The sequence below is a fragment of the Bisbaumannia salifodinae genome (assembly GCF_055388505.1).
Genome location: NZ_AP043781.1, coordinates 1010710 through 1029512, shown reverse-complemented (window position 1 = coordinate 1029512; position 18803 = coordinate 1010710). Strand labels below are relative to the sequence as shown.

Here is an 18803-nt window from a genome sequence, read left to right as displayed (position 1 = left end):
CGATAGACCTACTGGCTGGAGGCGACCAGGGTTCCCCCGGCCGCCATAAAGAGTCCGCCGGTGGCGCGATTGAAGGCCCGCACCCGGCCGGGATGATCGAACCAGCGCCCCAGGCCGGAGCCCATGGCGGCATAGAGGGACATCAGGCTGGTATCGATGACCAGCCAGGTCAGCGCCAGGATGGCGAACTGCAGCAGTTGCGGCTCGCCCACGCTGATGAAGTTGGGAAACAGGGCCGCGAAGAAGAGCAGGTCCTTGGGGTTGCTGATCCCCACCATGAAGCCATGGCGAAACAGTCGCGGAATCGAGGTGCCGACCGCCTCGTCCGGCGCCGGGGCCTCCTGGGTCGGCGCCTCGGGCCGGGCCAGCCAGGCCTGTAGGCCGAGGAAGATCAGGTAGGCGCCCCCCGCCAGCTTGAGGACCTGGAAGGCGGCCTCGGAGGTGGCCAGGATGGCGCCGAGCCCCAGGGCGGAGAGCGTCATCATCACCAGCGAGGCCAGGGTGCCACCCAGCACCGTGGCGGTGGCACGGTGGCGGCCGAAGCGCAGCCCATGGGCAGTGCACAGCAGCGCCACCGGGCCGGGAAAGATGATCAGGGCGCTGATCACGCCCACATAGGTCAGCCAGGTCCATGGCTCCATGAGTCCCTTCCTCTTTCCGTTACAGGCGTTCGATATCGATCAGGTAACCGATGATGGGATAGCCCGCCTTGCGGGCGGCCTTCTCGGCCTCCATCTGCGCCTCCAGCTTGGAGATGCTGGAGGACTGGTACTCGAAGACTTCATCCAGGGCGAGCTGCCGGGGGCGTACCGCCAGCTTGACGCGGTAGCCCACGCGGTGGGCACTGACCGCCGGTTTCGGTGGCTTGGGGGCCGGGGTCTTCTTGGGCTTGGTGAAGGCATCGATCTGGCGACGGATGCTCTCCTCGAAGTCATTCAGGTCTGCTGACATAGGCGTATCTGGTGTTCCCTGGGGATGCCCCCCTACTATACCAGAGGCATCGCCTATACCAGAGCCATCGCCAACCCCCAGCGGCAACGCCACGGCAAGCGTTGTCCCCAAGCCGCCCCCACGAGGAGCCCCTATGTCACCGGCCGATTCCCTGCGCCTGCTGTTGCTCTCCTCGCTGTGGGGGCTCTCCTTTATCTTTATGCGGGTGGCGGTGCCGGAGTTCGGCCCGGTGCCCTTGATCCTGGTGCGCATGGGGGTGGGGGCCCTGCTGCTGATTCCGCTGCTGCTCAGCCTGCGCTACCTGCGCCTGGTATGGCAGAACAAGGGGGCCTGCTGCTGCTGGGCCTGGTCAATCATGTGCTGCCCTTCTCGCTGCTGGCCCTGGCCACCACCCGGCTGGAGGCGGGCTTCACCTCCCTGATCAATGCCACCACGCCGATCTTCACCGCCCTGCTGGGGGCGCTCTGCTTCGCCACCCCGATCCAGCGCCAGCAATACCTGGGGCTGGCTTTGGCCTTCTTCGGCGTTTATGTGCTCTCGGCGGATCGCCTCGACTTCGCCCTGGGCGGCGACGGCTGGTTTATCCTCGCCGTGCTCGGCGCCACCTTCTGCTACGGCCTGGCCAGCAACTACTCCAAGGCCTACCTCGCCCACCTGCCGGTACGGGTCCTGGCGGCGGGCAGCTCGGCCATGTCGGCGCTGCTCCTGCTGCTGCCGGGGCTCTGGCTATGGCCCACGGAGCCGATCGGCGGCCTGGCCTGGGCCAACGGCCTGGCGCTCGCCGCCTTCAGCACCACCGGCGCCTTCCTGCTCTACTTCGGGCTGATCGCCAGCGCCGGGGCCACCGCCACTTCCACGGTGACCTTCCTGGTGCCGGTCAGCGCCCTGCTATGGGGCTATCTGCTGCTGGGGGAACGGCTCGGCCTGCAGATCCTCGTCGGCATGGCCATCACCCTGGTGGGCACCGCCATCGCCACCGGCCTGCTGCGCCTGAGGCGCCCGGGGCGGGACCTGGACTGCCCCTGAGAAGAAGAGGAAAGCGTCGGCCGATAGGCGGCATCCCGGCCCGCCCCGGCCTCAGTGTCAACGATCGGCGATCTCGAGCCAGGCGGCGGGGCGGTGCTGGCCATACCAGGCCCGGTAGTCGGCGGCCGGCAGGGCCTTGGTATACAGAAAGCCCTGGGCCTGGTCGCAGCCCAGCCGGCACAGGGCCTGGTGCTGCTCGAGGGTCTCGACGCCCTCCGCGATGACCTCCAGGCCCAGGGCATGCCCCATATCGATCAGGCCAGCCACCAGGCACCGGGAGCGGAAGTGGAAGGGGGAATCGCCATCGAGCCCCCTGATGAAGGCGCGGTCGATCTTGAGTCCGGTGATCGGCAGATACTGGAGGTATTCGAAGGAGGAGAAACCGGTGCCGAAATCGTCGATGCTGACCCTGATGCCATGGCCCCGCAGCCGCTCCAGGGCCCACTTGCCTGTCACCAGGTCATGCATCAGGGAGCTCTCGGTGATCTCCACCTCCAGGCGCTCCGGGACGATGCCATGCTGCCGGGACAGGGCCAGCAGCTCGTCGAGCAGCGCCCCATCATGCAGGTTGCGTACCGAGATATTGATACCGACCACACCATCGACGGTACCGGCGAAGCGGCACGCCTGGTCGGCCACGAAGCGGGTCACCGGGGCGATCAGGCTGGTGCGCTCCACCTTGGGCATAAAGAGCCCCGGGGCGATCAGCCGTCCCTGGTCATCACGCCAGCGGATCAGCCCCTCGCAGCCACAGATTCGCCCATCGGCGAGCCGCAGCTTGGGCTGAAAGTGCAGCTCGAAGCGCCCCCGCTCGAGATCCTGGCGCACATGGGAGATCAGCTGCAGCGCCTCGCGCTTGTCGTGGGCCAGATCCGCGGAATAATGGCAATGCAGGCGGTGCTTCTCCATGGCCGCCAGCATGGCGACCCGCGACTCGCGGATCAGCTCCCTGGCAGTCGTGGCCTCCGTGGCCTGCCAGCTGCTGCCCATGACCAGTTGGGCCCGCAACGGCACCTCCTGAACGACCAAGTTCTCCTCGCCGGCCTCGGCGAGGCGCATGGCGATCCCCCGGATCTCCGCGGGCCCGGCGCCCTCCAGCAGCAGGTAGAGCTCGGAATTGCTGAACCGGAACACCTCGACGATGCGCCTGTCCTGCCGTCCCAGGCGCTCGCCCATGGCCATCACCATGGCATCGGCGGTCTCGGGGCCCAGGGCCTCCAGCACATCGCCGATATCGGTGAGGCGCACCAGGATCAGGCCGACACCACTCTGCCTGCCCTGGGCCAGGCGACGCCTCAGGGCCTCCTCCAGGGCGACCTGGTTGGCCAGGCCGGTGCGCGGATCGGTGCGCGCCAGGCGCTCGCTGACGGAGTGGGCATGCCTCAACAGGCCGAAGAGGCTACCGGCCACGCCGCCGATCACCAGATAGAGGCACAGGCGGATCAGCCAGTTAAGGGTGGGCTGGGGCTGCTGGCTGGCCACGTCCAGGGGCATCAGCGCCATCAGCCCCCCCGCCACCAGGGCGGTGGCCAGGGCCCCCCTCAGGCCATAGCCCGCCGCCGCCAGCAGTACCGGAACCAGCATCAGGTAGGGGGTGGCATAGCGGGTGCCCCCGGTGAAATAGACCGCCAGGGTGCCGAGACTCAACAGCAGGCCCAGCAGGGCGAGCATCACGGCATGACGAACCCCCTGCGACAGGCTGCCTAGCCACACGCGTCTCCGCCATCGTTCCCCTCGCGACTCGATCACTTCCTCCATGTCGCCCTCACCACTCCAGACAGTGACTTTATTGTTAGTATTGCTAAATGTAGTTAAAGATTGTCACAACATCGATATATGGCCGTACCCGAGGTGCCTCGAGGTGTCACCCGATCGGCGACTACCCTGAGAGGAGTCGCTCCGGGAGGGCGCCATGACCAGCATCGAGATCCACGTCCATGCCGAGCTGAACGACTTCCTGCCGCCGGCGTGGCGCCGGCGCCCCCTGTATTCGTGCCTGGATCGTCGCACCTCGATCAAGGACCTGATCGAGGCCCAGGGCATCCCCCATCCTGAGATCAATGTCATCGTCGTCGACGGCGTCTCGGTGGGCTTCGACTACCGCCTCGATCCCGCCGAGGGGGCCCCGCGACGCCTCGACGTCTACCCCTGGTCGCAGACCCCCGCCCTGATACGCGTCCATCATCTACGCCCGCGGCCCACCCTGCCGCCGCGCTGGGTGCTGGACGTGCACCTGGGCCGCCTGGCCGGTTACCTGCGCCTGCTGGGCTTCGACTGCCGCTACCGCAATGACATGCATGACGCCGAGCTGGCCGCCTGCAGCGCCGAGGAGGCGCGAGTGCTGCTGACCCGGGATCGTCGCCTGCTGATGCGCCGCTGCATCACGCTCGGCCACTATGTGCGCGCCGATGCCCCGCGCCGCCAGCTCGAGGAAGTCTGCGCGGCCTTCGATCTCCATGACCACTTCGCCCCTTTCACCCGCTGCAGCCACTGCAACGGGCGACTCGTGACGGTCCCCAAGGCGCAGGTACTGCACCGCCTGGAGCCACTGACCCGCCGCCATGTGACCCACTTCCTGAGATGCCGCGACTGCGACCGGCTCTACTGGCACGGCAGCCACCTGCCGCGGATGCGCGAGCTGGTGGCCAGCCTCCATCGGCCACCCCGGGGTCCGCTATCCTCCAGATAAGGGGCGCCGCCCCCCTCAGACACACCTTGCCGGACCTTCGCCATGCGTCCCAGCGCCCCTGCCCATGCTTCCGACGGTAGCCTGACCCTGATGCTGGCCGGGGACGTGATGCTGGGTCGCGGCATCGACCAGGTCCTGCCACATCCCGGCGACCCTCGCCTGCATGAGCCCTGGGTGCGGGATGCCCGGGACTATGTGCGCCTGGCAGAGCGCGCCGGCGGCGAGATTCCCCGCCCCGTCGAGTTCGGCTACCCCTGGGGCGAGGCCCTGGCGGAGCTGTCCGGCGCCACGCTGCGCCTGATCAACCTGGAGACCGCCATCACGGCCAAGGACCGCCCCTGGCCCGGCAAGGGCATCCACTACCGCCTGCATCCCGCCAACCTCGGCTGCCTGACCGCGGCGGGTATCGACGCCTGCGCCCTGGCCAATAACCATGTGCTGGACTGGGACCGGGAGGGACTCGCCGAGACCCTGGCGAGCCTGGACGCGGCGGGCATCGCCCATGCCGGCGCCGGGGAGAACGCCGCGGCGGCCAGCCGGCCGGCCGTGCTGCCACTGCCCCACGGCGGGCGCCTACTGTTCTGGAGCCTGGGGCTCGCCGATAGCGGTATCCCGGCGCAGTGGCGGGCCACCGCCACCCGCTCGGGAGTCAACCTGGTGACGGCCGAAGACGAGGCGATGGCTCGGGCCATCGCCGCCGACAAGCGCCCCGGCGATCTCGTCATGGCCTCGGTGCACTGGGGCGGCAACTGGGGCCATGCGGTACCGGCCGAGCATCGGCGCCTGGCCCAGCGGCTGATCGACGCCGGGGCCGACCTGATTCACGGCCACTCTGCCCACCATCCCAAGGGACTGGAGTGCTACCGGGGCCGACCGATCCTCTACGGCTGCGGCGACCTGATCAACGACTATGAGGGCATTCATGGCCACGAGGAGCACTTCCCGGAGCTGGCCGTGCTGGTGGGTTGCCGCTGGCATACCGGCCGCCGCGAATGGCGCGAGCTGTGGCTGACGCCGCTGCGCCGCCGACGCTTCCGTCTGGAGCACGCTACCCACCAGGAGGCCGACTGGCTGGCCGCGACCCTCACTCGCCACACCCCGACGCACCGCCCGGGAGAGTGCCCGCCGCTGGAACGCCGTGCGGACGGCCGCCTCGGCTGGAGCTTCGCCTAGCTCGCCATCGTGGGAATCAGGGTCGCAAGCCCGTCGCAAATCATCCTAAAAAAGCAAACGGTTTTGGCAAAATAACTCTCTTTTATTCGACTAATCCAATCTATTAACATGCTTACTATCAATAGGGGAGCGATCCTCCCCACCCGTTGAAGGAGACACCGATGAAACTACGCCGCTCCGCTGAACGCGGTTATGCCGATCACGGTTGGCTGCGCTCGCGACACACCTTCTCGTTCGCCGACTATTTCGACCCCGAGCATATGGGCTTCCGCTCGCTGCGCGTGATCAACGAGGATCGGGTCCAGGGCGGCGCAGGCTTCGGCGCCCACCCCCACCGGGACATGGAGATCATCTCTTACGTCCTCGCGGGGGAGATGGCGCACCAGGACAGCATGGGCCATGGGGCGACCATGCGCCCGGGGGACGTCCAGCGGATGTCGGCGGGCACGGGCGTCGTGCATAGCGAGTTCAACAACTCCGCCGACGAGGAACTGCACTTCCTGCAGATCTGGATCGAACCCGAGCGGCGAGGCATCGCCCCCGGTTACGAGCAGAAGCGCTTTCCCAGCGAGGCGCGGCAGGGACAGTGGCGCCTGGTCGCCTCCCGGGAGGGACGCGATGGCTCGGTCAGCATCAATCAGGACATCAACCTCTATTCGGGGCGCTTCGATGCCGGCGAGCAGGCACCACTGCCGAGTGTCCGCCATGCCTGGCTGCATATGGCGCGGGGAGAGGCCAAGGTCAACGGCCAGCGCCTGACCGCTGGCGATGCCGCGGCCTTCGCACCGGGCGAACCCATCGAAGTCACCGACACGCAGGGCGCGGAGATCCTGCTCTTCGACCTGGCGTAAGCGGCCTGGGGCTGCTGTGCTGATGGCAGGCATTCAGGGCCATGCGCCCCGGAGTAAAAAGGGAAGGTGGCTATCCCCAGCGGGATGCCACCTTCCCTTCCTCAAGCCCCCCCTGGTTTGCTCACCGTACCCAAGCGGCTATTTGTTGCCTCCCGGGAAATCGATCATCCGAGCCCCGGCAACCGGGCTCAATTAGCGGCTTCCTGGGCACGCTGGTAGCTCTCGCTTACCGCATGATAATTTGGCACCAGCTCACTATACAGCGCCCCCCACTCGGCGGCGTCATCCCGGTTCCAGGTCCTGTGGAGCCCGCTCAGCATCACATTAGTTGTCACCGGAATAATGCCCGCCTGCGTGAAGCGAGCAAGGGTGGTCCTGGATGCCATCTCACTGGGATCGCCTGATGCATCCATCACCGCATAGACCTTGTAGCCATCCGCATGAGCCTGCAGGGCCGGAAATGCAACGCATACGCTAGTCCATACCCCAGCCATCACCAAGGTCCTGCGCCCGGTGGCCTCCACCGCCCTGACGAAGTCATCGTTATCCCAAGCACTGACTTCGCCTTGCCGAGCGACATAAGTCGCATCGGGTATCACCTCATCAAATTCCGACATCAAAGGGCCATTGGGTCCGTCCGGCTCCGATGCCGTCAGTATGACCGGTGCATCGATCTGTTGCGCGATCCTGGCCAATGCAACCGTGTTGCGCCGTAGGTCATCGACGGGAATGTCTTTGACCGTCTGGAACAGGCCGGTCTGGTGGTCGAGCAAGAGCACCACAACGTCATTAGGATCAATCAGAGCATCTGCCGCCGCCTCACTAGGTTGGCGAGTAATCCCGGGGATCGGTTCCTCCTGCGCCTGTGCCTGGAAGGCGAACAGCATCGTGCCAACCAATAGGCCTAGTATGGTTTTTGAGATAGCAGGGAGTACTGGCATGGATCTCATCACGCTCTCCTTATTCACGTTTTTCACTACTTTATTTTTTCGAAAACACCATTGAATCAGAACGCATTTATCACGATTTTACTGAACTAAAATCGAACCACTTAAAGCTAGTACATTCGTGGTATAGTTACCAAATGGTAACCATAAAAAAGAGAGCACCCCAACAAATCCTCACACAAAACAATAGAATCACCCGCCAAGGATGACAGGAATCTATTGAAAGAAAAGTCTCCCCGATGGCAGGAGTCGCCCTTGTCTGCCACGACAAAGCCGTATCATCTCCCGGGAACAAGCCGAAGCAGAGCCCCACTCAGGCTTATGGCGGGGCTCACTCCGACAAGGACTCACTCCGGCAAGGGAATATATTCACTATCATCCCCCGGGACCTTGGGAAAGGCGCCCGATTGCCAGTCCTGCTTGGCCTGCTCTATCCGCTCCTGGCGACTCGATACGAAATTCCACTCCACGAAACGCTCGCCAAGGGCCTCGCCGCCGATAATTGCGATACGCGATTCCCTCACCGCCTCGAGGATGATGCCGCTCTCCTGTCCGAATACGGCCATGGAATACTCCGGAATAACGGTACCTCGCGCCGTCACTTCCCCCTTGGCCACATAGACCGCCCGCTCTTCGGCATCCGGTACGCTAAGGGTCTGCCCCGGCTGTAGATGGGCCTCAACATAGAGCGTCTCGGCGAAGGTCTTTACTGGCGAGACGACCCCATAGGCGGCTCCCATCATGACCCTCACCGGAACATCTCCAGCCAGGGTGTCCGGAATATCCTTCGTGGGATAATGGTAGAAGGCGGGATCGATCTCTTCGTCCTTCTCGGGCAATGCCAGCCATAGCTGCAGCCCATGGAGGCGATGTGCTACACGGCGCACCTCCGGCCGCTCCCGCTCCGAGTGGACGATGCCGTGGCCGGCAACCATCAGGTTGATATCACCGGGACGAATGCACTGAAGGCTGCCCAGAGAGTCTCGATGCAAGATCTCCCCTTCGAACAGGTAGGTCACCGTCGCCAAGTTGACGTGAGGATGAGGGCGCACATCGATGCCCCGCCCCGGCGAGAAATCGGCGGGCCCCATATGATCGAAGAAGATCCATGGTCCAACCATCTTCCTCTCGATCGACGGCAGGACACGACGGGCCGAAAAATCTCCCAGATCCTTCTCGATGGGCTCGATCAATAGCTCGATCGCACCACAGGAATGCTGGAAGCGACACTCTTGCTCGGCTTGTATTGCCTGATTGCTCATCGTGATATCTCATCCTTAGGCATGAAATGCTTCACTCAAAAGGTGAAGCAAGCGCAACCACCATGGAAATAGCATCCCCCTACCAACCACCTCCCGATCGCCGCGATCGGACGGTCAACTCAACGCAGTCGCCTGCCCTCTCCGATGGCGCCCCTGCCCCACCGGTGAGCCTAGCTAAGCGTGCCCTCGCCCCACCGGGCCACGCAGCCCCACGACAGAGCGTGCAGCGGCCCTGAGGCGCCCCGACTACAATCGTGACTAGAACACTAGACATTGGCGGTAGTAGTTACCAAATGGTGACTAGGCCTCAGCCCCCCACCGAGCAGGTGATCATGAACAGCGACACTTCCCTTCAGTCCATCCTCACCAATCCTGCCCACCCCCCTGAGATATCGGCGAAAACCTGCCCCCTAGAGCGGCTGGGACGCTTGCTGCGAGGCACCTGGACCCTTCAGGTGCTCTGGGTATTGGGTGAGGGAAGGCCCTTGCGCTTCGGCGACCTGCGCACCGTTATCGAGGGCATCTCAGCCAAGGTATTGACCGAGCGCCTCCGATTCATGGAGCACACCGGGCTGATATGGCGATGCCACGAAGAGGGGGTGCCTCCCAAGGTGACCTACGGCTTGACCGAGGTCGGGACCGAGCTGCATGACGGTCTCAAACGGCTCGGTCGGATCACCGACAAGCTGCCCCCGGAGTAGCCGGGACAGACGAAGCGATGGCGGCGCCCAAGGGTCCTTGCGCCTAGGCGGGCAGCCACTATTGAATCGGGCTATGCTGAGCCCCTGACGAGGCCGAGCCCCTGACGAGCCCGCCCACCGTTCTCGAGGTCCCTTATGAAAGCCATACAATTTTCTGCGACCCGCCTCGACTCGCTGCAGTGGCTCGAGCTTCCCACCCCGACCCCGGCCACTGGCGAGGTGCTGGTCGAGGTGCGGGCGGCAGGGCTGAATCCCAGCGACGTGAAGAATGTCCTGGGACGCTTCTCCTACACCACCCTGCCGCGCATTCCCGGACGAGACTTCGCCGGCGTGGTGGTAGAAGGCCCGCCCGAGCTGATGGGAAAGGCTGTCTGGGGCGGTACCGGCAAGGGCTTCGGCTTCAACCGCGACGGCTGCCATGCCCAGTATGTGGCCGTGCCGGCCAAGGCGGTGGCGCCCAAGCCCGAAGCCCTCTCCTTTGCCCAGGCAGCCGCCTGCGGCGTGCCCTATATCACCGCCTGGGATGCCCTGGAACGCGGCGGGGTCCAGGACGGGACCCGCCTGCTGATCCTTGGCGCCGGCGCGGTGGCCAGAGCCGCGCAGGCCCTGGCCACGGCCAGGGGGGCCAGAGTGGTGGTCGCGGCACGCCGCGCCGAGGTCATCCGGGAGCTGGAAGCCGAAGGGATCGAGGTGATGCCGTTGAGCGATGCCGCCCAACTGCCGGAGCAGGTAAAGCAGCGCTTCGCGTCCTCGCCGCCCGACGTCATCTTCGATACCACCGGCTTCTGGCTACCGGCAGCGGTCAATAGCCTTGCCCCCTTTGGGCGAATCCTGGTGATAGCCGCACCGGTCGATGGAAAGGTCGACACGCCGGTGCTCGACCTCTACCGGCGCGGTGGCTCGATCATCGGCATCAACTCCTTGCTCTATAGCCTGGAGGCGTGTGCCAGGATGCGCGAACACATCGGCACCGCCTTCGAGGAGGGGACCCTCCCGATCCCTGGCGACCTCACGGAGTTGCCATTAGCGGATGCGGCGGCCGCCTATCGCGACATCGACTCGGGAGGCTCCGACAAGGTCATCCTGATTCCCTGAGGTCATGCATCCGCAGGACAGAGGCCTGTCAGTTACGGCTCTTGGCGATGGCTCTACCCCCTCAGTATCTACTGATGGCTGGCTGCACTCCCGATCCCCTCTCGCTGCCCACGATGTCGCCCTTGACCCTCTGGGTTTCCGACGGCCAACCGCCTGCGCTGGGCCTTCAGCTCTCTTCCTCCTTGGGTCGATACGCCTTGATCAGCCGCTGCTGCACGCTCTCCGGGGCCGGCTCATAGTGGCTGAAACGCAGGCCGTAGGTGCCGGCGCCACCGCTCAGGGCATTGAGGCGGCTGGGGTAGTCGAGCACCTCGGCCAGCGGCACCAGGGCCTGGAGGCTGACCTGGTCGCCCAGGGTCCGGGTGTCGAGGATGCGCCCGCGGCTGGCCGTCAGGTCGGCGGTCAGGTCGCCCATGGCGTTCCCCGGCGCCTCCACGGAGAGCTCGGCCAGGGGCTCCAGCACCAGGGGATTGGCCTGGCGCACCGCCTCGAGGAATGCCTTGCGGCCGGCGATCACGAAGGCGATCTCCTTGGAATCCACCGGGTGGGTCTTGCCGTCGAGCACGGTGACGCGCAGGTCCTGCAGCGGGTAGCCCGCCACCGCGCCGCCGGCCAGGGCCTGGCGCACTCCCTTCTCCACCGCCGGCAGCAGCGACGAGGGAATGGCGCCGCCGCGAATGGTGTCGGTGAACTCGAAGCCGGCCCCGCGGGGCAGCGGCTCGACTTTAAGGAACACTTCGCCGAACTGACCGGCGCCGCCGCTCTGCTTCTTGTGCCGATGGTGCCCCTCGGCGCCGGCGGCGATGGTCTCGCGGTAGGCGATGGAGGGCGTGCTGGTTTCCACCTCCACCTTGAAACGCTGGGCGAGCCGCTCCAGGGCGGTACGCAGGTGCAGCTCGCCGAGGCCGCGCAGCACCGTCTCCTGGGTCACGCCGTCCTGGGCCACCTCGAGCCCCGGATCCTCCTCCACCAGCTTGGCGAGCGCCTCGGAGAGGCGCTGCTCGTCACCGTGGCGGGTGGCCTGGATGGCCAGGCCGAACACCGGCGCCGGCAGGACCACCGGGCGCAGGCGGATAGAGTCCTCGTCGTGGGAGTCGTGGAGCACGCTGTCCAGGGTCGCCTCCTCCACCTTGGTCAGGGCGCAGAGCTCACCGGGTCCGCAGCGCGCCACCTCCCGGGTCCGGCGGCCCTGGAAGCGCAGCAGGGTGCCGACCCGGAAGGGCTTGCGGGCCTCGCCGGCGAACAGCCGGGTATCGCGGCTGACGGTGCCCTGGTGGACCCGAAACAGCGCCACCTTGCCCAGGTAAGGGTCGTGCTCGATGCGCACCACATGGGCCAGCACATGGGCCTGGGGATCCGGCCGCGCCGGGAACGCCGTCTCGCCCCCGGCCTCGACACGCAGGAAAGGGGGCGGGTTACCCTCCCGGGGGTTGGGCATCAGCCGCGCGAAGACCTCCAGCAGCGCCTCGACCCCGACGCCCTCGGCCGCCGAGACGAAGCACACCGGCACCAGATGACCTTGGCGCAGGGCCGCCTCGAAGGGGTCATGAAGCTGCTCCGGGGCCAGGGCCTCGCCCTGCTCCAGGTAGAGCGCCATCAGCTCGTCGTCCAGCTCCACCACCTGGTCCACCAGCCGCTCGTGGGCCTCGGCCACCGAGGCGAAGTCCGCCTCCCCCTCGGGGGTGAAGAAGCAGTCGACCACCCGGGTCGCCCCCTGGGCCGGCAGATTGAGGGCCAGGCACTGGGACCCGAACTGCTCGCGCAGGGTCTCCAGCAGCGTCGGCAGTCGCGACGGGGCCGCATCGATACGGTTGACGATGATCAGTCGGCACAGGCCGCGCTCCTCGGCCCAGGCCATCATGCGCCGGGCCATGGCATCGACGCCGCGCTCGGCGTCGATCACCACCGCCACCGTCTCCACGGCGGGCAGGATGGAGAGCACCGCGCCCTGGAAATCGGCGTAGCCGGGGGTATCGATCAGGTTGATCCAGGTCCCCTCCCAGGCGAGGCTCAGGGGGGCGGCGGTGATGGAGTGCTGCGGGGTCGCCGCCGGTGCCTGGGACTCCCCCGGGGGCGCCCCCTTGGGCGGGTCGGCGGTCTCCACTTCCCCGGCGGCGGCCAGCAGCGCCTCGGCCAGGCGAGTCTTGCCCACCCCCGCCAAGCCGGTCAGGGCGATATTGCGGATCCGTTCGGGGTTTCGTTCGACATCGCTCATCGGTTTCCCTCCAGGCGGTGGTCGGAGAACCCCGATTCCTATCGGGTCACCGCGAGGCCACCCGCTGCCCCGCCACCGGCACGAAATAGAAGTCTCCGCCTTCATGACCCGCCGCGCGTATCGGGCGCATCTCCGGCGTCTGCGCCCCCCCCGCACCGGATGCCCTCCTGCGCACATTGACGGCCACCTGGGCAAACAGCATGTTCTCGCGCATCACGCCCTGGTTACTCTCCAGCACCTCGATCAGTGACCGGGAGAAGAGGGAGTGGGGGCTGTCGGTCAGGTCGGGCACCGGCCGTTCGCCGCCCGAGGAGATGACGATACGGGCGCGGCGCTGCAACCCGGCACGAATCTCGTCGTCGCTCAGTTGCTGCTGGCCACTGCCCAGCAGCAGGGAACTGGAGTCCGAGGCCATGCCGCTGGCAAACACCGAATCGGCCAGCACCAGGATGGAGCGTGCCTGGATCCGGTCGAGATGGTCGCTGACCACGGCGTTATTGATCCAGCGCACCAGGCGCTCCGCCTCGGCATCCACGGGCAGCCAGTAGCTACGCTGCCGCCGACCATCCTCGCGGTTCGAGCGGTTGCCGTGGCCGGCGTAGTAGATCAAGAGGTTGTCCCGCTCGGTCATCCGGCCATGGAGATCGTTGAGCGCCGACAGGATCTGCACCTGGTTGGCATTCGGCAGGAAGATCACGTTGAAGCCGTAGCGATTCTGCAGCACCTGGCGGAGGCGCTGGGCATCGGTCAGCGGCGACTCCAGGTCGTCCAGGAACTGGTACTCCTGATTGCCGATCACCAGCGCGTAGTAGCGCCCGAAGTCCAGGCCGGCAACGCTGGCCGGCCCGGGCGCGGCGGGCTCCGGCTCGGGGCTGGCCTGGGCCCGAGACTCCGGTTCCGGCTCGGCGGCGGGCTCGGGCCTGGCCTGGGACTCCGCTTCCGGCAGCTCACGCATCTGGGCCACCAGCGCCTCCCGCTCCTGACTGGCGCGCTGAACCTGGGATTCCAGGCTGTCGACCCGGCCACGGGCGGCCTCCAGTTGCGCGGCCAGCTCCCGGGCCCGGGCCTGGGCCTGCGTGTCGGCCGCACTGGCCTGGGCTTGCGCCAGGCGCCGCTGCAGCTCGTCCCGCTCCCGGCGCAGGCCCTGGAGTTGCTGCTGAAGGCTCTGGGCCTGCCGCTCGGCCTGTTCCGCCTGGGCGCCGAGCCGCGCCCGTAGTTCCTCCATTTCGGCGGTCACGTCGGAGCGATAGACCAGGGGATCCTCGACCGCGCCGGAGGCCCGACGATACAGGTTCAGGGCCCGGGCCCGGTCCTGCGCGACGCCCAGGCCCTGCTCGTAGAGGAACCCCAGGTTGATCTGGGCACGGGCATAGCCCTGGTCGGCGGCACGTCGATACCAGGTCGCGGCGGAGACGTAGTCCGGCTCCGTTCCCAGGCCCTTCTCGAAGATCTCGCCCACGTAGTTCTGGGCTTCCGGGTCGCCGGCCTCGGCCGGCTCCAGCCAGACGTTCAAGGCCGTGCGGTAGTCGGCACGGTCATAGGCGACGTACTCCCCACCGCGGATACGGCAATCCTGCGCGGTGGTGCGTATCGCCCGACGCGGCGTGAGGAAGGTGGTCCGCTGCCCCAGGCGCCGCACCTGCCCCGTCAGCAGGCAATCGACGATATAGAGGTCGTCCACCGAGTCGGCCCGGGCGGCGAGGTCCGCCCCGACCATGGCGCCATTGGGGGCACAGCCGGCGAGCAGCAGCACACTCCCCGCCACACAGGCCGCTGAAAGATGGGAAAGACGCTTGCGGAAGGCCGGGCTATGATCGGGTGCATGTACGGATTTCACGAGACTCTCCCTGCCCAAGGCGTCAGGCTTTTATTGATGGATCGCACCGTCTCCACCTCGACCCCGCCGAGTCTCGGCCTCCTTCGGCGGATATGTCGCGGCAAGCTGACACGGCTCGCAAGCCTGCTGATCAGTATAGTGCTTGTCGCGGCCTGCTCCAGTCCGGCCCAGCGCCACAATGATGCCGCCGAGGCACGCGCCTATGGAGTCGACAGTGTCCCGGCCCCGCCCTTCCGGCTCACCGTCTATCGGCCCTCCGGCGCGCGGCCGTCACCACGGCCGTGGCACGTCTACCTAACCGGAGACGGCACCCCCTGGGAGCATGGCCGCTATCCGAGCCGGGACCCCACGCCGCGCCGGCCCTTGGCGCTCGAATTGATGGATCGCGACCCGGGACCGCGGCTGCTGCTGCACCGGCCCTGCTACGCCCGCCACCCGCCGGATCCGGCCTGCCAGCCCCGGCTGTGGACCGACCAGCGCTACGGCGAGGCCGTGGTTGACGCCATGGACCGGGCCCTCGACCGCCTGGTGGCGGAATGGCAGATCGACGGCCTGGTGCTGATCGGCCACAGCGGTGGCGGCCTGCTGGCGCGCCTGCTGGCCGGGCGCCGAGACGATGTCCGGGCGTTGGTCACCATCGCCGCCAACCTGGATCATGCGGCCTGGACACGCCACCATGGCTACCTGCCCCTGGAGGGCTCGCTGCGCCTCGCCGAGGCACCGCCCCTGGATGCCGGAATCCGGCAATGGCACCTGGTCGGTTCGGAGGATCCGGTGATACCGGCGGCCCTGGTACAACGGGGCGCCCGCCACGATCCCCAGGCCCGGGTGGAGGTGGTCGACGGCTTCGACCACCGTTGCTGCTGGGTCGAGGCGTGGCCTGGGTTTCTGGAAAGGCTGCGGCAGAGCCCGGACGAAGCGCTGGAGATTACTCCAGGCGGGCATCGAGTTCCTCGATGGCCTCGTTGAGCCGCTCCCGGCGTGTGCCCAGTTCGGAGCGCGCCAGGGACTCCAGGCTGATACGCAGCAGCTCCAGCGAGAACTCATCCAGGTCGTCGCGCTGCGCCTCGCGCAGGTAGTGATCCATCACCGCATCGGTGCGCCGGTCCACCAGCACCCGCAGGCGGTTGCGATCCCGGCCGCCGATGTCCTCCCGCTCCGCCACCTGCTCCCAGGCCAGGGTGTAATGACGATGGGCCTGGGGGATGTCGCCGGCCTCGAAGAATTCATTGCCCTGGATAAGGTGCTCCCGGGAGGTCTCGAGGCTCGGCGGCAGGTCATCCAGGGTCACCAGGAGGTCGCTCTCGCGGATCAGCAGCCACCAGGAGATCAGGGCCCCCAGCGCCAGAACCCCGAGCGCGGCGATCACGGTCCGGCCTAGCTTGGCAGGCGGCTGAATGGCCTGCAGGAACTGGCCGGCGTCGGCCAGACGCTCCGCCCGGTCGAAGGCCAGGCTGGCGGCGATGGCCCGCGACACCCGCTTGGGTACCCGGTGCAACACCGGTGGCCTCAGGCCCCGGCGGGCCGCCTCGTCGGCCGGCAGCTTGCGTCCGGAGGCGTCCCGGTAGGGATGCAGGCCGGTCAGCAACTCATGGGCGACACAGCCCAGCGCATAGACATCATCGGCGGGTTCCGGCACCTCGCCGGCGAGCATTTCCGGGCTGGCATAGGCCGGGGTGATGGCCCCGATGGTGGCCGGGTCGAAGCGGGTGTGCTCGCCGTCCTCCGATCCGGCCTGCACGCGCGCGGCCCTGGCGATGCCGAAGTCGAGGATCTTGGCGTTACCCTCCCGGGTCAGGAAGACGTTGCCCGGTTTGAGGTCGGAATGCACGAAGCCCTCCTGATGGGCATAGGCCAGGCCCCGCGACATGCGCTCGATGATCTGCAACGCCTCCTTGCGGGGCAGGCCGCCGACGGCGCCGCGGCGGCGGATGACCACGTCCAGCGGCTCGCCCTGCAGATACTCCATGGTCATGAAGACCCGGGTGCCGTCGCGGTCGAAGTCGTAGACGGTGACGATGTTCGGATGGGCGAGGCGCTGGGCCTTCTTGGCCTCGCGCTGCAACGCCACCAGGGAGTCGGGATGCTGGCGGAACTCGTCGCTGAGCAGTTTCAGGGCCACATGGGGCTGGCTGTCCTGGGCCTCTTCCTTGCGCAGGTCGCGGGCCTTGTAGACCGAGCCCATGCCGCCCTGCCCGAGCAGCGACTCGAGCACGAAGCGTTCCTTGATCACGGACCCCGGGCCGATGGCCCCCGCGGCGGGCTCCCCCCAGAACTCCGGCCGCGACCAGTTGGATACCGTTCCGCCGGTCTGGGCGGAGGCTCCTTCGCCCCTGTTTTCGTCCCTACCGGCCAGCCGGGTCGCCTCCTCGTCTGAGCCCCCCACCCGGGTGGCCTCATCGGATGATGCCGCGTCACCCTCGGCGATACCGCCCGGCAAGCGGGTTCGCTGTTCGGCATCGCCGCGGTCGGCGGCGGCACCAGACTCGTCGTTCTTCCGGTCTTTCATCAGCGGGCCCCATCAGGTTCCGGTACACGAGCTCGATCCACCACCTCACTCCACGAGCTCAGTCCACGAAGACGGCCACCGCCGTACAGTTGTCCCTGGCCTCACCCGCCAGCACCGCCCTCAGCAGGGTGTCGACCGCCTCCCGGGGCGACTCGTCTTGCAGGGCCGCCTGGATGACGTCCGGCGCCACGAAGCCATGCACGCCATCCGAGCAGAGCAGGAAGCGGTCGCCCGGCCGCAGGTCGGCAAAGCGACTCTCCAGGTCCAGCTCCGCCGCGGCCCCGACGGCCCGGGTGATGACATTGGCCTGCGGGTGGGTGCTGGCCTCGGCGGCCGTCAGCTCGCCACGCTCCATCAGCTCCTGGATCACGCTATGATCCCGGGTGCACTGGGTCAGTTGACCATCGCGCAGGCGATAGAGGCGACTGTCACCGGCCCATAGCCAGCAACACTCCTCGACCCCCGTCAGCAGCGCCACCACCGTACTGGCACTGGTCACCGGCCGCTCCGGCCGATGCGCCGCATGCCAGAGGTGCCGGTTGGCCACCGCCAGCACATCGCGCAGGGCGTTGACCCGCTCCTGCAGCTCGCCGCCGTGGGCGGCCTGCTGGAGCCCATCGATCACGCTGCGGCTGGCCTCATCGCCGGCCTCGTGCCCGCCGACCCCATCCGCCACGGCCCACAGGCGCAGATCCGCGCGGTCCAGGCAGGCGTCCTCGTTCACCTTGCGCACCTTGCCGACATGGCTGACGCTCGCCGAACTCAAGCGCGGCAGGTGCAGGGAGGGCGCGTCCTGCAGCGTCGCCCGGGGGGCCTGCCAACGCACCACACGACTCTCCCAGCCATGACTCTGCCACTCGCCATCGAGCATGGCGGCGAAGCGTTCCGGCCCCGGCAAGGCGGCCTGCAGCAGCAGGCAGGGCGGAATCCGACGGGACCCCTCGGTCCACCACAGGCTGAAGCCCTGCTGGCGACCCAGCAGCGCCTGCTGCATCGCCAGCAGGGCGGGCACCAGTTGCTCCAGCGACTCGAGGGCGAAGCAGGTGGGGCCCTTCAGCGGGGCCAGCAGGCGGCTGGCGGCCTCGGCGGCCCAGGGCTGCAGCCGCTCGCCATGGGCGCTCACCGCCTGGTCGAAGCGCTCGAGATCGACCGCCGGGTCGTCTTCCAGCGCGCTCATGGCCAGCGCCTCGAGTTCCTCGAACCAGGCCCCTTCCTGCACCGCCAGGCCGAACAGCGAGCTCTCCGCGGGCAGGGTCCCGACCAGGGTCAGCGGGTAATAGCGCCCCACCGAGTCGACGCTGGGCATCAGTACCCCGGTCGCGGGTTTCTCGCCGCAGACCCCGGCGGACAGGGCAAAGCGCCATAGCGGGCTGGTCAGGTAGGCGTCCAGCCAGCCCTCGCCGAGGCGCCGCTGGGAGTCGTGCAGGCAGCGGGACAGCCAGGCGTCCCAGACCGCCAGGAAGTCGCCGGCCACCCGCCGACGAACGAAATCCCCCCGGCACGGCAGCTTGCCGTGGAACCCCAAGGCAATGCCCCGAGCCATGACC

The 18803-nt window shown here is 67.4% G+C and carries 15 protein-coding genes and 1 pseudogene; 7 read left to right on the top strand and 9 right to left on the bottom strand.

The genetic code is table 11. From position 1 onward, the window contains the following. Window positions 1-8: 8 nt before the first annotated feature. Window positions 9-641 (bottom strand): LysE family translocator, encoded by a 633-nt coding sequence (locus tag ACZ5EF_RS04725; protein ID WP_346063805.1) that lies wholly within the window; start codon window positions 639-641, stop codon window positions 9-11. Window positions 642-660: 19 nt separating this feature from the next. Further along, window positions 661-951: a hypothetical protein gene (locus ACZ5EF_RS04720; protein ID WP_346063806.1), complete on the bottom strand. Its 291-nt coding sequence runs from the start codon at window positions 949-951 to the stop codon at window positions 661-663. Between the two features lie 133 nt (window positions 952-1084). Here ACZ5EF_RS04720 and ACZ5EF_RS04715 point away from each other — a divergent pair. Next, window positions 1085-1977 (top strand): annotated as a pseudogene (locus ACZ5EF_RS04715) (DMT family transporter). A gap of 57 nt (window positions 1978-2034) precedes the next feature. On the opposite strand, the gene ACZ5EF_RS04710 reads toward ACZ5EF_RS04715, so the two are convergent. Then, complete coding sequence (locus ACZ5EF_RS04710; RefSeq protein WP_346063807.1) at window positions 2035-3690, bottom strand: putative bifunctional diguanylate cyclase/phosphodiesterase; 1656 nt, start codon at window positions 3688-3690, stop codon at window positions 2035-2037. A gap of 199 nt (window positions 3691-3889) precedes the next feature. Here ACZ5EF_RS04710 and ACZ5EF_RS04705 point away from each other — a divergent pair, with 199 nt between their 5' ends. The 3 genes from ACZ5EF_RS04705 to ACZ5EF_RS04695 all read left to right on the top strand — a co-directional run bounded on the left by ACZ5EF_RS04705 (window position 3890) and on the right by ACZ5EF_RS04695 (window position 6690). Next, window positions 3890-4666, top strand: a complete 777-nt coding sequence (locus ACZ5EF_RS04705; RefSeq protein WP_346063808.1) for a Mut7-C RNAse domain-containing protein — start codon at window positions 3890-3892, stop codon at window positions 4664-4666. Between the two features lie 42 nt (window positions 4667-4708). Further along, window positions 4709-5839 carry a CapA family protein gene (locus ACZ5EF_RS04700; RefSeq protein ID WP_346063809.1) on the top strand — a complete coding sequence of 377 codons (1131 nt, stop codon included), beginning with the start codon at window positions 4709-4711 and terminating at the stop codon, window positions 5837-5839. Between the two features lie 161 nt (window positions 5840-6000). Further along, a complete protein-coding gene (locus tag ACZ5EF_RS04695) occupies window positions 6001-6690 on the top strand; it encodes a pirin family protein (RefSeq protein WP_346063810.1) in 690 nt (229 codons plus the stop codon). 188 nt (window positions 6691-6878) lie between these two features. On the opposite strand, the gene ACZ5EF_RS04690 is transcribed toward ACZ5EF_RS04695, so the two are convergent. Both ACZ5EF_RS04690 and ACZ5EF_RS04685 read right to left on the bottom strand, forming a co-directional pair. Further along, complete coding sequence (locus ACZ5EF_RS04690) at window positions 6879-7577, bottom strand: isochorismatase family protein (protein ID WP_346063811.1); 699 nt, start codon at window positions 7575-7577, stop codon at window positions 6879-6881. Window positions 7578-7984: 407 nt separating this feature from the next. Then, entirely contained in the window at window positions 7985-8899 is a 915-nt protein-coding gene (locus tag ACZ5EF_RS04685) for a pirin family protein (protein WP_346063812.1), read from the bottom strand. Between the two features lie 332 nt (window positions 8900-9231). Between ACZ5EF_RS04685 and ACZ5EF_RS04680 the strand changes: the two genes are divergently transcribed. Both ACZ5EF_RS04680 and ACZ5EF_RS04675 read left to right on the top strand, forming a co-directional pair. Further along, a complete protein-coding gene (locus tag ACZ5EF_RS04680; RefSeq protein WP_346063813.1) occupies window positions 9232-9600 on the top strand; it encodes a winged helix-turn-helix transcriptional regulator in 369 nt (122 codons plus the stop codon). A 135-nt stretch (window positions 9601-9735) separates the two neighbouring features. Further along, window positions 9736-10695, top strand: coding sequence for a quinone oxidoreductase family protein (locus tag ACZ5EF_RS04675; RefSeq protein ID WP_346063814.1), 960 nt, complete (start codon window positions 9736-9738; stop codon window positions 10693-10695). Between the two features lie 166 nt (window positions 10696-10861). Here ACZ5EF_RS04675 and fusA read toward each other — a convergent pair whose 3' ends face one another. Continuing rightward, complete coding sequence (gene fusA, locus ACZ5EF_RS04670; RefSeq protein WP_346063815.1) at window positions 10862-12910, bottom strand: elongation factor G; 2049 nt, start codon at window positions 12908-12910, stop codon at window positions 10862-10864. A 46-nt stretch (window positions 12911-12956) separates the two neighbouring features. Beyond that, window positions 12957-14747 carry a caspase family protein gene (locus ACZ5EF_RS04665; protein ID WP_346063816.1) on the bottom strand — a complete coding sequence of 597 codons (1791 nt, stop codon included), beginning with the start codon at window positions 14745-14747 and terminating at the stop codon, window positions 12957-12959. A gap of 36 nt (window positions 14748-14783) precedes the next feature. Between ACZ5EF_RS04665 and ACZ5EF_RS04660 the strand changes: the two genes are divergently transcribed. Next, window positions 14784-15716 (top strand): alpha/beta fold hydrolase, encoded by a 933-nt coding sequence (locus tag ACZ5EF_RS04660; protein ID WP_346063817.1) that lies wholly within the window; start codon window positions 14784-14786, stop codon window positions 15714-15716. Here ACZ5EF_RS04660 and ACZ5EF_RS04655 read toward each other — a convergent pair. Continuing rightward, on the bottom strand, window positions 15676-17256 hold the full coding sequence (locus tag ACZ5EF_RS04655) for a serine/threonine-protein kinase (RefSeq protein WP_346063818.1): 1581 nt from the start codon (window positions 17254-17256) through the stop codon (window positions 15676-15678). The two genes, ACZ5EF_RS04660 and ACZ5EF_RS04655, sit on opposite strands and share 41 nt — an antisense overlap. 58 nt (window positions 17257-17314) lie before the next feature. Continuing rightward, the gene (gene tagF, locus ACZ5EF_RS04650; protein WP_346063819.1) at window positions 17315-18799 is read right to left on the bottom strand and encodes a type VI secretion system-associated protein TagF; all 1485 of its coding nucleotides are present in this window, start codon (window positions 18797-18799) and stop codon (window positions 17315-17317) included. Window positions 18800-18803: the final 4 nt, after the last annotated feature.

Excerpts from the sequence above, each read along its gene's own strand:
- ACZ5EF_RS04725 (WP_346063805.1), bottom strand. The coding sequence starts at position 641 with ATGGAGCCATGGACCTGGCTGACCTATGTGGGCGTGATCAGCGCCCTG.
- ACZ5EF_RS04720 (WP_346063806.1), bottom strand. The coding sequence starts at position 951 with ATGTCAGCAGACCTGAATGACTTCGAGGAGAGCATCCGTCGCCAGATC.
- ACZ5EF_RS04705 (WP_346063808.1), top strand. The coding sequence starts at position 3,890 with ATGACCAGCATCGAGATCCACGTCCATGCCGAGCTGAACGACTTCCTG.
- ACZ5EF_RS04700 (WP_346063809.1), top strand. The coding sequence starts at position 4,709 with ATGCGTCCCAGCGCCCCTGCCCATGCTTCCGACGGTAGCCTGACCCTG.
- ACZ5EF_RS04695 (WP_346063810.1), top strand. The coding sequence starts at position 6,001 with ATGAAACTACGCCGCTCCGCTGAACGCGGTTATGCCGATCACGGTTGG.
- ACZ5EF_RS04690 (WP_346063811.1), bottom strand. The coding sequence starts at position 7,577 with ATGCTGTTCGCCTTCCAGGCACAGGCGCAGGAGGAACCGATCCCCGGG.
- ACZ5EF_RS04685 (WP_346063812.1), bottom strand. The coding sequence starts at position 8,899 with ATGAGCAATCAGGCAATACAAGCCGAGCAAGAGTGTCGCTTCCAGCAT.
- ACZ5EF_RS04680 (WP_346063813.1), top strand. The coding sequence starts at position 9,232 with ATGAACAGCGACACTTCCCTTCAGTCCATCCTCACCAATCCTGCCCAC.
- ACZ5EF_RS04675 (WP_346063814.1), top strand. The coding sequence starts at position 9,736 with ATGAAAGCCATACAATTTTCTGCGACCCGCCTCGACTCGCTGCAGTGG.
- fusA (WP_346063815.1), bottom strand. The coding sequence starts at position 12,910 with ATGAGCGATGTCGAACGAAACCCCGAACGGATCCGCAATATCGCCCTG.
- ACZ5EF_RS04660 (WP_346063817.1), top strand. The coding sequence starts at position 14,784 with ATGGATCGCACCGTCTCCACCTCGACCCCGCCGAGTCTCGGCCTCCTT.
- ACZ5EF_RS04655 (WP_346063818.1), bottom strand. The coding sequence starts at position 17,256 with ATGAAAGACCGGAAGAACGACGAGTCTGGTGCCGCCGCCGACCGCGGC.
- tagF (WP_346063819.1), bottom strand. The coding sequence starts at position 18,799 with ATGGCTCGGGGCATTGCCTTGGGGTTCCACGGCAAGCTGCCGTGCCGG.